Source organism: Streptomyces sp. NPDC060194 (assembly GCF_042728285.1).
GTDB lineage: Bacteria > Actinomycetota > Actinomycetes > Streptomycetales > Streptomycetaceae > Streptomyces.
In genome coordinates this window covers 1-11,595 of the sequence record NZ_JBHWZH010000167.1, presented here as the reverse complement: position 1 = coordinate 11,595, position 11,595 = coordinate 1, and the positions used below count along the sequence as shown (strand labels likewise).

Annotated in this window: 10 protein-coding genes; 2 read left to right on the top strand and 8 right to left on the bottom strand. The window is 72.3% G+C overall.

The features are described 5' to 3' along the window. Positions 1-245: 245 nt before the first annotated feature. Positions 246-1,241: a LysR family transcriptional regulator gene (locus ACFWEG_RS25635; RefSeq protein ID WP_387219534.1), complete on the bottom strand. Its 996-nt coding sequence runs from the start codon at positions 1,239-1,241 to the stop codon at positions 246-248. Positions 1,242-1,303: 62 nt separating this feature from the next. Between ACFWEG_RS25635 and ACFWEG_RS25630 the strand changes: the two genes are divergently transcribed. Together ACFWEG_RS25630 and ACFWEG_RS25625 are read left to right on the top strand one after the other, a co-directional pair. Continuing rightward, positions 1,304-2,626 carry an MFS transporter gene (locus tag ACFWEG_RS25630; RefSeq protein WP_387219531.1) on the top strand — a complete coding sequence of 441 codons (1,323 nt, stop codon included), beginning with the start codon at positions 1,304-1,306 and terminating at the stop codon, positions 2,624-2,626. Positions 2,627-2,735: 109 nt separating this feature from the next. Continuing rightward, positions 2,736-3,719, top strand: a complete 984-nt coding sequence (locus tag ACFWEG_RS25625) for a sigma-70 family RNA polymerase sigma factor (protein ID WP_387219528.1) — start codon at positions 2,736-2,738, stop codon at positions 3,717-3,719. Between the two features lie 36 nt (positions 3,720-3,755). Here ACFWEG_RS25625 and ACFWEG_RS25620 read toward each other — a convergent pair whose 3' ends face one another. The 7 genes from ACFWEG_RS25620 to ACFWEG_RS25590 all read right to left on the bottom strand — a co-directional run bounded on the left by ACFWEG_RS25620 (position 3,756) and on the right by ACFWEG_RS25590 (position 11,336). Continuing rightward, on the bottom strand, positions 3,756-4,052 hold the full coding sequence (locus ACFWEG_RS25620) for an STAS domain-containing protein (protein WP_387219525.1): 297 nt from the start codon (positions 4,050-4,052) through the stop codon (positions 3,756-3,758). Positions 4,053-4,251: 199 nt separating this feature from the next. Further along, positions 4,252-5,532 (bottom strand): thymidine phosphorylase, encoded by a 1,281-nt coding sequence (locus tag ACFWEG_RS25615; protein WP_387219522.1) that lies wholly within the window; start codon positions 5,530-5,532, stop codon positions 4,252-4,254. A gap of 96 nt (positions 5,533-5,628) precedes the next feature. After that, positions 5,629-6,027 carry a cytidine deaminase gene (locus ACFWEG_RS25610; protein ID WP_387219519.1) on the bottom strand — a complete coding sequence of 133 codons (399 nt, stop codon included), beginning with the start codon at positions 6,025-6,027 and terminating at the stop codon, positions 5,629-5,631. Continuing rightward, positions 6,024-7,289, bottom strand: a complete 1,266-nt coding sequence (locus ACFWEG_RS25605; RefSeq protein WP_387219516.1) for an ABC transporter permease — start codon at positions 7,287-7,289, stop codon at positions 6,024-6,026. Before ACFWEG_RS25605 ends, ACFWEG_RS25610 begins: the two co-directional genes overlap by 4 nt. Next, the gene (locus ACFWEG_RS25600; RefSeq protein ID WP_387219514.1) at positions 7,286-8,413 is read right to left on the bottom strand and encodes an ABC transporter permease; all 1,128 of its coding nucleotides are present in this window, start codon (positions 8,411-8,413) and stop codon (positions 7,286-7,288) included. Before ACFWEG_RS25600 ends, ACFWEG_RS25605 begins: the two co-directional genes overlap by 4 nt. Beyond that, entirely contained in the window at positions 8,410-10,056 is a 1,647-nt protein-coding gene (locus tag ACFWEG_RS25595) for an ABC transporter ATP-binding protein (RefSeq protein WP_387219537.1), read from the bottom strand. Before ACFWEG_RS25595 ends, ACFWEG_RS25600 begins: the two co-directional genes overlap by 4 nt. A 221-nt stretch (positions 10,057-10,277) precedes the next feature. Then, a complete protein-coding gene (locus ACFWEG_RS25590) occupies positions 10,278-11,336 on the bottom strand; it encodes a BMP family protein (RefSeq protein WP_387219511.1) in 1,059 nt (352 codons plus the stop codon). Positions 11,337-11,595: the final 259 nt, after the last annotated feature.

Sequence of the window (11,595 nt, the reverse complement as noted above, 5' to 3'; positions counted from 1 at the left end):
CTCAAACGCCGGCCGGGCTGGATTTTTCGGGCCTCCGCCCGCCGACCGGGCTGGGTTTGCGGGTCCAGCCCGCCGACCGGGCTGAACATATCGGGCCTCCGCCCGCCGACCGAGCTGGAAAGCCCGGGCCTCCGCCCGCCAACCGGCCTGGAAAGCTCGGGCCTTCGCCCGCCGACCGAGCTGGATGGCGCGGGCCGTTGCCCGCCGTCGGGCTGGATGTCCGGGTCCTCGTCCCCCGGCCGCGTTCAGGACTCCTCGGACAGGAGTCGGCCCCTCCTCGTGAGGACGAACTTCTTGAAGGCGGCGACCGGGGGGGTGTCCGGGTGGCCGGCGAGCCAGGCGAGGCCGATCTCGCGGAGGGCGCGGGGGGAGGTGACGGTGAGTTCGGTGACGCCGGGGCGGGGGACGGCGGGGGGTGGGAGGAGGGCGACGCCGAGACCGGCGGCGACGAGGCCGCGGAGGGTCTCCGCCTCCTCGCCCTCGAAGGCGACGCGGGGGCGGAAGCCGGCCCGGGCGCAGAGGTCGTCGGTGATGCGGCGCAGGCCGTAGCCGGGTTCGAGGGTGACGAAGGACTCGTCGGCGGCCTCGGCGAGGCGGACGCGCTTGCGTCCGGCCAGCGGGTGGTCGTCGGGGACGACGAGCCGCAGGCGCTGCTCGTCGAGGCGGCGGACGACGAGGTCGGGGGCCTCGGGGAGCGGTGAGGTGAGGCAGAGGTCGAGTTCGCCGGCGCGGAGCCGCTCCAGCATGGCCTCGCCGTAGTTCTGGACGAGGCTGAAGCGGACGGCCGGGTGGTCGGCGCGGAAGGCGCGGATCAGGCCGGGGACGGTCTCGGGGCCGAGGGTGTGGAGGAAGCCGAAGGCGACCTTGCCCGCGGCGGGGTCGGCGTCCGCGCGGACGGCGTCGGCGGCGCGCTGGACCTCGGCGAGGGCGCGGTCGACCGCGGTCAGGAAGGTGCGGCCGGCCGGGGTGAGGGAGACGGTGCGGCCGTGCCGGGCGAACAGGTCGACGCCGAGATCGGCCTCCAGGCGGACCATCGCGCGCGAGAGCGTGGACTGCGGGACCCGCAGCTCCTGCGCGGCGCGGGTGACGTGCTCGGTGCGGGCGACCGCGGCGAAGTGGGCCAGCCGAGGGGCGAGCAGCGCGACGATGTCCTCGTCGGCGGGGAGCTGGGGCGGGCCCGAAGTCGCTTTCGTGTCACCGGACGGTGACAGCCGCGCCTGTGAGCTGCGTTGATGCGCCATGGGATCGATTATGGCGATTCCGTGCATTGGACGCATGAAGGCCCGGGCCGTACGTTCCCCCTATGTCTCCCGCCAGTACCGGGGCGTCCACCGCAGTGGGCGCCCTCAGTTCGTCGTCCCCGGCCACCTCCGCACCGGCCACCTCCGTCCCGCCCGACCCCGCCTCGACGGCCCCCGCCCCGCCCGCGCGCCTCGCGCCCGGCGAGGGCCCGTACCGGAGGATGAGCCTGGCGCTGTTCGCCTCCGGGATGGCGACGTTCGCGCTGCTGTTCTCCACCCAGGCGCTGCTGCCGTCGATCTCCGCGGACTTCGGGGTGAGCGCCGGGAGGGCGAGCTGGACGGTGTCCGCGACGACGGGCGCCCTGGCGCTGTTCGTGCTGCCGCTGAGCGCGCTGTCCGAGCGGTTCGGGCGGGTGCGGATGATGTCGGTGTCGCTGGCGGTGGCGGTGCTCGTGGGGCTCGCGGTGCCGTTCGCGCCGTCGCTGGAGTGGCTTGTGGCGCTGCGGGCCGTGCAGGGCGCGGCGATCGCGGGGGTCCCGGCCTCCGCGATGGCCTACCTGGCCGAGGAGGTGCGTCCGAAGGCGCTGGTCGGGGCGATCGGCCTGTTCGTGGCCGGCAACTCGGTCGGCGGGATGACCGGCCGGATCCTCTCCGGCTGGGTCGCGCAGGCCTGGGGCTGGCGGGCGGCCGTGGGCGCGATCGGCGTGCTCGCGGTGGTGTGCGCGGTGGCGTTCCGGGTGCTGCTCCCCCGGGCCCGGCACTTCCGCCCGGCGTCGCTGCGGCCCCGGGAGGTGGCCCTGACGGTCCGCGGGCACCTGGGGAACCCGCTGCTGCGCAGGTTGTACGCGATCGGCGCGCTGTTCATGGTCGTCTTCGGCGCGGTGTACACCGTGATCGGCTACCGGCTCACCGAGGAGCCGTTCGGGCTGCCGCAGGGGCTCGTCGGGTCGGTCTTCGTGATCTACCTGGTGGGCACCTTCTCCTCGGCGGCCGCCGGGCGGCTCGTCGAGCGGCTCGGGCGGCGGGGCGCGCTGTACCTGGCGGTCGGGACGACGACGGCGGGGCTGCTGCTCTCGGTGTCCGACGCGCTGGTCGCGGTGCTGCTCGGCCTGGTCCTCGTCACCGCCGGGTTCTTCTCCGGGCACGCGGTGGCGTCGTCGTCGGTGAGCCGGACGGCCGCCGACGGTCGCGCGCAGGCGTCCGCGCTCTACCAGACGGCGTACTACGTGGGCAGCAGCGCCGGCGGCACGCTGGGCGCGGTGGCCTTCCATGCGGGAGGCTGGAACGGGACGGTGCTGCTCGGTCTCGGCGCCGTCGCCGGCGTCGCGGTCCTGACGCTCCTGGGGACCCGGGCCGCCCGGGTCGAGGCGCGGACGGCCGTCTGATGCGTCCGGCGTAGGCGCCCTCATCCTTTCCCCCTGCCGTTGTCAGTGCCGTCCGATAGCTTTCGAAGCGAGCCGGCGGACGGGCCGGAGGGGCGGGTGAGGAGTGGTCATGAGCAACCTCGCGGGTACGGCGCCGGAGCTGGACGAGGCGCTGGAGAAGTACCGGACGGAGCTGACCGGGTACTGCTACCGGATGCTCGGCTCGTCCTTCGAGGCGGAGGACGCGGTGCAGGACGCGTTCGTCCGCGCCTGGCGGTCCTACGACCGCTTCGAGGGGCGCTCCAGCCTGCGGTCCTGGCTGTACCGGATCGCCACCAACGTGTGCCTGGACGCACTCAACGCGGGCAACCGGCGGGCCCGGCCCATGGACCTCACGGCACCGCAGAACCAGGCCACGGCCGTGCTGAACGTCCGCTCCGAGGTCACCTGGCTGGAGCCGGTGCCGGACGGGCGGGTGCTCCACCCCGTCGCCGACCCGGCCGAGACGGCGGTGGCGCGGGAGTCCGTTCGGCTCGCCTTCGTCGCGGCGCTGCAGCACCTGCCGGCCAAGCAGCGGGCGGTGCTCATCCTGCGGGAGGTGCTCGCGTGGAAGGCGAGCGAGGTGGCGGAGCTGCTCGACACGAGCGTGGCGTCGGTGAACAGCGCGCTGCAGCGGGCGCGGGCGACGCTCGCCGCGCAGGAGGTCCGCGAGTCCGACGCGGCGGACCCGATGGACGAGGACCAGCGCAAGCTGCTCGACCGGTACGTGGCGGCGTTCGAGGAGTACGACATCTCGGCGCTGACGGCGCTGCTGCACGAGGACGCGGTGCTCTCTATGCCGCCGTTCGACCTGTGGCTGCAGGGCCACGAGGACATCGCCGCGTGGCATCTCAACCAGGGGATCGGCTGCAAGGGGTCGCGGCTCGTGCCCACCGTCGCCAACGGGCAGCCGGCGTTCGGGCAGTACCGGCCGGCGGAGGACGGGGTGGGGCACGAGCCGTGGGCCCTGCAGGTGCTCGAGATCCGGGAGGGGCGGATCGTCGGGCTGAACGCGTTCCTGGACACGAGCCGATGGTTCCCGCTGTTCGACCTGCCGGCCCGGCTGGACGACTGAGGCCGGCCGCGGGATCGAGGTCCCGGGTTCCCGGGTCTACGGGCCCAGGCCCGTCAGCGTCAGGAGCGCGGTCAGGTCCGGGCCGATGTTCCGGAACGTGACCCGGGCGCCCTCCCGGACGGCCGTCAGGCGGAGGCGGGTGATCGCCTCCACGGCGGCGAGGTCGGCGTGTGTCACCGCGGTCGCGTCGCAGGTCACCTCCGCCGGGTGGCCCGCGGAGCGCAGATGCGAGGCGAGGCGTTCACAGAGCGCCGGGACGTCCTGCCGGGTCAGGCGGGGACCCGGCAGGACGAACAGACGTTCGGGTATGCGAGGGATCTCGGAGGCGGTCACGCAGTTGAGACGCCCCGCGGCGCCGGAACTCATCGGTCGGGGCCGCGCCCGAATCCGCACGGCTTCGATCCGGGCCACGCATCGGCTCCGCCCCGCCCCCCGCAGCGACTCCCCCCAGGGTCACGCACCGGCTCCCCCAGGGCCACGCCCGGCGGCCCCGGACACCGCCCCGGCCGGGCGACCCCGTCCGCCGGCCGGGCTAGCTTCCGATCCGCTCCCGGATCAGCGCCGGCGCCTCGAAGGGCGTCCCCTCGGGCGACACGTCGAACGCCCCCTCCAGGGACTCCAGCGCGTACGCGAACTTCTCCGGGGTGTCCGTGTGCAGGGTGAGCAGGGGCTCGCCCGCGCGGACCGCGTCGCCCGGCTTCGCGTGCATCTCGACGCCCGCGCCCATCTGCACCGCGTCCTCCTTGCGCGCCCGGCCCGCGCCGAGCCGCCACGCGGCGACGCCGACGCCGAGGGCGTCGAGGCGGGTGAGGACACCGGAGGCGGAGGCCGTCACGACGTGCTGCTCGCGGGCGACCGGGAGCGCGGCGGAGGGGTCGCCGCCCTGCGCGCGGATCATGCGGTTCCAGACGTCCATGGCGGAGCCGTCGGCCAGGGCCTTCGCGGGGTCGGCGTCGGTGAGGCCCGCCGCGTCGAGCATCTCGCGGGCGAGGGCCAGCGTCAGCTCGACCACGTCCGCGGGGCCGCCGCCGGCGAGGACCTCGACGGACTCGCGGACCTCGAGCGCGTTGCCGGCGGTCAGGCCCAGCGGGGTGTTCATGTCGGTGAGCAGGGCGACGGTGCGCAGACCGTGGTCGGCGCCGAGGCCGACCATGGTGCGGGCCAGCTCACGGGCGTCGTCGAGTTCGCGCATGAACGCGCCGGTGCCGAACTTGACGTCGAGGACGAGCGAGCCGGTGCCCTCGGCGATCTTCTTCGACATGATCGAGGAGGCGATCAGCGGGATGCAGTCGACGGTCGAGGTGACGTCCCGCAGCGCGTAGAGCTTCTTGTCGGCGGGGGCGAGGCCGGGGCCGGCCGCGCAGATGACGGCGCCGACGTCCTCCAGGGTGCGCATCAGCTGAGCGCCGGAGAGGTCCGCGCGCCAGCCGGGGATCGACTCCAGCTTGTCGAGGGTGCCGCCGGTGTGGCTGAGGCCGCGCCCGGAGAGCTGCGGGACGGCCGCGCCGCAGGCGGCGACCAGCGGGGCGAGCGGGAGGGTGATCTTGTCGCCGACGCCGCCGGTGGAGTGCTTGTCGGCGGTCACCCGGGGCAGCGCGGAGAAGTCCATGCGCTCGCCGGAGGCGATCATCGCGGCGGTCCAGCGGGCGATCTCGGCGCGGTCCATGCCGTTGAGGAAGATCGCCATGGCGAGCGCCGACATCTGCTCGTCGGCGACCTCGCCGCGGGTGTACGCGTCGACGATCCAGTCGATCTGGGCGTCGCTCAGACGCCCCCGGTCGCGCTTGGTGCGGATGACGGAGACGGCGTCCATGGACACTCCTTCGTGAGGGGACGGGACTTCTACGCGCATAGACACAGCCCAGTAGAACGGCCCCCCACGCATCCGCGCAAGGGGCCGCTCCGGGGCTCAGGAGAGATGGCCGGGACCGAAGGCCTGGGGAAGCATGGCGTCCAGGGTGAGGACGCCGGCCGGGGTCTCGACCAGCAGCTCGCCGCCGCCGAACTCGAAGAGGAGCTGGCGGCAGCGGCCGCACGGGACGAGGACGTCGCCGCCCCCGTCCACGCAGGTGAAGTGGGTCAGCCGGCCGCCGCCGGTGAGCTGCAGCTGCGAGATCAGCCCGCACTCGGCGCACAGCCCGATGCCGTACGAGGCGTTCTCGACGTTGCAGCCGGTGACCGTGCGGCCGTCGTCGACGCGGGCCGCCGCGCCGACCGGGTACTTCGAGTACGGGGCGTACGCCCGGGACATGGCGTCCCGGGCGGCCGCGCGCAGGGGCGCCCAGTCGAACGCGGCGGCCTCGGTCACTTGCCCTGCCCCCTGCGGTAGGGCATGCCGTCGGCCTTGGGCATCCGCAACCGCTGGGCGGAGAGGGCCAGGACGAGCAGCGTGACGACGTACGGGGTGGCGGTGACGAACTGCGAGGGGATCTCGTTCGTCAGGAAGTACCAGGCGAAGACCAGCGCGGCGACGGCCGCGGTGACGACGGCGGGCACGTAGCGCTTCTTCCACAGCAGCCAGGCCATGGCGATGACGAGCAGGATGCCGAGGAGCAGGAGCAGCGCGTGGACGTTCTCGCTGCCGCCGCGGACCCGCAGGGAGTCGGTGTAGCCGAAGAGGCCGGCGCCCAGGGCCATGCCGCCGGGCATCCAGTTGCCGAAGATCATCGCGGCGAGGCCGATGTAGCCGCGGCCGCCGGTCTGGCCCTCCAGGTAGAAGTTGTTCGCCACCATGGACAGGAACGCGCCGCCGAGGCCGGCGAAGCCGCCGGAGATGACCACGGCGAGGTACTTGTACAGGTAGACGTTGACGCCGAGCGACTCGGCCGCGATCGGGTTCTCGCCGCAGGAGCGCAGGCGCAGGCCGAACGAGGTGCGCCACAGGATCCACCAGGACGCCGGGACCAGCGCGACCGCGATGACGGTGAGCGCGGAGACGCCGGTGACCATGCCGCCGAGCAGGCCGGCGAGGTCGGAGACGAGGAACCAGCCGTGCTGGTTCACGTCCCGCAGGAAGTCGCTGAGGCCGGGGACGGAGAAGTTCCCGAGCGACTCCACCGGCGGCGACTGGCGCTCGTTGCCGCCCTCGGTGCCCTCGAACGCGAAGGCGGAGAGGTAGCGGGTGACGCCGAGGGCGAGGATGTTGATCGCCACACCGGAGACGATGTGGTTGACGTTGAAGGTGACGGTGACGATCGCGTGGATCAGACCGCCGATCGCGCCGCCGAGGATGCCGAACAGGACGCCGACCCACGGGCCCCACTGGTAGCCGGCCCAGGCGCCGAACCAGGTGCCGAGAATGAGCATGCCCTCGAGGCCGATGTTGACGACGCCGGCGCGCTCGGCCCACAGGCCGCCGAGACCGGCGAGGCCGATCGGGACGGCGAGCTTGAGCGCGGTGGACATCTGGCCGACGGAGGTGATGCCGTCGGCGCCGGTGATGATGCGGACGATCGAGACCAGCGCGAGCAGGCCGGCGATCAGGAGCAGCACCACGGGCAGGGTGAGCTTGCGGCGGCCGGTCGGCACGTGGCGTGTCGTCGGCGCGTTGAGGTCGGTTGCCGTCGTCATCGGGCCGCCACGTCCTTCTGCGAGTCGGGGTTGGAGGCGGCGGCACGGGCGGCCGCGGCCAGCTCCTCGCCGACGCGCTGCTGCTGGCGGCGCATGCCCCAGTCACGGACGATCTCGTAGGAGACGACGGTCGTCAGGACGATCAGGCCCTGCATGATGACCGCGATCTCCTTGTCGTAGCCGGCGTAGTCGAGGGCCGGGGAGGCCTTCTCCAGGAACGCCCACAGGAACGCGGCGAACGCGATGCCGATCGGGTGGTTGCGGCCGAGCAGCGCGATACCGATGGCGTTGAAGCCGATGCTCGCCGGGAAGGTCAGGTCGAAGGTGTGCGAGGCGCCGAGCAGGATCGGCATGCCCGCGAGGCCCGCGACGCCGCCGGAGACCAGCATCGCGGTGAGGATCATCCGCTTGGCGTTGACGCCGGAGGCCGCGGCCGCGGACTCCGAGGCGCCGGTGGCGCGCAGGTCGAAGCCGAACCGGGTCCGGTTGATGACGCCCCAGTACAGGAAGCCGACCAGGGCGGCGACGAAGACGAAGCCGTAGATCTCGCCGGCGGCGCCCAGCTCGATGCCGGGGATCCAGCCGGACTCGGCCATCTCGCCGGTCGACTGGTTGTTGCCGAGCGCGACGCCGAAGTTGTCGGTGAGGGCGAGCCAGGCGATCAGGCTGGACGCGATCGCGTTCAGCATGATCGTCGCGACGACCTCGCTGACCCCGCGGGTGGTCTTCAGCAGGCCCGCGATGCCGGCCCAGGCCGCGCCGGTGAGGACGGCGACCGCGAGCAGCACGGGGATCTGCAGGAAGGACGGGAACGCGATGTGCGCGCCGACCACGGCGGTGACGAAGGCGGCGAGGCGGTACTGGCCGTCGACGCCGATGTTGAACAGGTTCATCCGGAACCCGACGGCGACCGCGAGCGCGGCCAGGTAGTACATGCTCGCCTGGTTGATCGTGAGCACCTGGATGTCGGAGAAGCCGATCTGCTCCAGCATCAGGGTGTACGGCTCGACCGGGTTCTTGCCCGAGGCCAGCAGCACGCCCGAGGTCAGGACCATGGCCGCGACCAGCGCCATCACCGGTCCGGCGAAGGCCAGGAGCAGCCGCTCCTTGTCGAACTTCTTCATCGGGCCTCGTCCTCCGGGGCGTCCTGGTCGGTGGTGTCACCGGCGGCCGCGGCGGGCTCCTCGGTGTGTTCGAGGTGTCCTGAGGCCGCGCCGGTCATGGCGGAGCCCAGCTCCTCCGGGGTGATGGTGGCCGGGTCGGCGTCCGCGACGAGGCGGCCGTTGTAGATGACCCGCAGGGTGTCGGAGAGGCCGATCAGCTCGTCGAGGTCGGCGGAGATCAGCAGCACCGCGAGGCCCTCGCGGCGGGCGGCGCGGATCTGGTCCCAGATCTGCGCCTGCGCGCCGACGTCCACACCGCGGGTGGGGTGGGCGGCGATCAGGAAGCGCGGGTTGTGGCTCATCTCGCGGCCGACGATCAGCTTCTGCTGGTTGCCGCCGGAGAGCGAGGCGGCGGTGACGTCGATGCCGGGGGTGCGGACGTCGTACTCCTCGACGATCCGGCGGGTGTCGGCCTGCGCGCCCTTGAGGTCGAGGAACGCGCCCTTGGTGTTGGGCTTCTCGGTGACGTGGCCGAGGATGCGGTTCTCCCAGAGCGGGGACTCGAGCAGCAGGCCGTGGCGGTGGCGGTCCTCGGGGATGTACCCGACGCCGGACTCGCGGCGCCGGCGGGTGGCCCAGGAGGTGATCTCCTCGGACCCGAGGGTGATGGTGCCGGAGTCGGCGTGCTTGAGGCCGATGAGGGCCTCGATCAGCTCGGTCTGGCCGTTGCCCTCGACGCCCGCGAGGCCGAGCACCTCGCCCTCGCGGATGGTGAAGGAGATGTCGTCCAGCAGCGGGCGGCCGCCCTCGGCGAGCAGCTTGAGGCTGTCGACGGTGAGCAGCGCCCGGTCGGTGACCGTGGACTCGCTGGTCTCGGGGGTCGGCAGCTGGGAGCCGACCATCAGCTCGGCGAGCTGCCGCGGGGTGGTCTCGGCCGGGACGGCCGTGCCGACGGTGGTGCCGCGCCGGATGACGGTGATCTCGTCGGCGACGGAGAGCACCTCGCCGAGCTTGTGCGAGATGAAGATGACGGCCAGGCCCTCGGCCTTGAGCTCGCGCAGGTTGTCGAAGAGGGCGTCGACCTCCTGCGGGACCAGGACGGCGGTGGGCTCGTCGAGGATGAGGGTGGTCGCGCCGCGGTAGAGGACCTTGAGGATCTCGACGCGCTGGCGGTCGGCGACGCCGAGGTCCTCGACGAGCGCGTCGGGGCGGACCCCGAGGCCGTAGCGGTCGGAGATCTCCTTGACCTTGCGGCGGGCGCCCGCGCCGATGCCGTGCAGCTTCTCCGCGCCCAGGACGATGTTCTCCAGGACGGTGAGGTTGTCCGCCAACATGAAGTGCTGGTGGACCATGCCGATGCCGAGCGCGATCGCGTCGGCGGGCGAGGAGAACGTGGTCTGCGTGCCATCGACGGTGATGGTGCCCTCGTCCGGCTTCTGCATGCCGTAGAGGATCTTCATCAGGGTCGACTTGCCGGCGCCGTTCTCACCGACGAGCGCGTGGACCGAGCCGCGGCGGACGGTGAGGTGGATGTCGTGGTTGGCGACGACGCCGGGGAAGCGCTTGGTGATGCCGGCCAGTTCGACCGCGGACGCCCGGTCGTTCGGGGCGGCGCCGGGGGCCGGGGTGGTGCCGTCGGCCGGGGGGCTGCTGGACGCGTTGATGGCGCACTCTCCTCAAGGGAAGAAGGGGGGCCGTCGGTCGACGTGTCGCGCCCCGGGTGCAACGGAGGGTGGAGTCAGGGGTGTTCGAAGGTGCGGCGGTGAAACGGTACTGCGCGATGCCGCGATCACGCAGGACCGGGGCCGCCGCGCGAACGGGGTACGGAGAGCCGATGCCTCCCCGTACCCCGTGCCGCGACGGTGCGGCGTCGGCCGCACCTGCCTTACGGCGTGGTCTTGACCTTGATCTCGCCGCTCTTGATGCCCTCGGCGGCCTTGGCGACCGCGTCCTGGACGTCCTTCATGGCGGTGAACTTCGGGTTGGAGTCGGCCAGGCCCACACCGCCCGACTTCAGGTCGAAGCGCTGGACGCCGGAGAGCGGCTTGCCGTCCTCGACCGACTTCGCCAGGTTGTACACCGCGTCGGCGACACCCTTGGTGACCGAGGTCAGGATGTAGTCCTTGTGCGCGGCGAGCGCCTTCTGGTTGTACTGGTCGGAGTCGACGCCGATCGCCCACTTCTTGTCGGCGGTGGCGGCCTCGATGGCGCCCTGGCCGGCCAGGCCCGCGGCGTGGTAGATCACGTCGGCCTTGTCGTCGATCATGCCCTCGGCGGCGGCCTTGCCCAGGTCCGGCTTGGAGAAGCCGTCGAAGTTCGGCGGCTGGGTCAGGAAGGTGGAGCGGACCTTGACCTTGGAGTTGGTGTCGGCGACGCCCTGCTCGAAGCCGGCCTGGAACTTCTTGATCAGCGGGGTCTCGACACCGCCGACGAAGCCGACGACGTTCGACTTGGTGGTCTTGGCGGCGGCCACACCGGCGAGGTAGGAGCCCTCCTGCTCGGAGAAGACCAGGTCGGCGACGTTGTCGGCCTTGACGGTCTCGTCGTCCACGATGCCGAAGGTGGTCTTCGGGTTCTTCGCGGCGGCGTCCTTGACGGCGTTGGCGTAGGCGAAGCCGATGCCGATGACCGGGTTGTAGCCCTGCTTGGCCAGCTCGCTCAGGCGCTGCGCCTTGTCCGCGTCGGACTCGCCGTCGTTGGGCTCGACGTCCTGGACCTGCTTGCCGAACTCCTTCTCGGCGCGCTCCAGGCCGGCGTAGGCGGCGTCGTTGAACGACTGGTCGCCCTTGCCGCCGACGTCGTAGGCGATGGCGAGGCCCTTCTCCTCACCCTTGGAGCCGGTCGACTTGGCCGACTCGGAGGAGGTGCCGCCACAGGCGGCGACGGACAGGGCGAGGGCTGCGGAGGCAGCGCCTGCGACCGCGATTCGGGATACCCGGCGCATGGGGACGTACTCCTTCGTGCAAGCGCCGAACGGCGCAGGTTTCGCCGCAGCGTAACGCGCGTAGACCGAACATAAAAGACCTAATCGGGCAGCGGTTCGCCATTGTGCTCGGCCTCACGTTTGAACGTTCGCAACCGTGAGTGCGGCAAAGAGCGCGGGGGGCGACGGGCGGGTAGCCCGCGCGCCCCCCACCCCCCGGCAGACGGGGTTGGCCCAACAAGTGCATGTGCAGTCTAGATAAAAAAAAAACCACCCCACA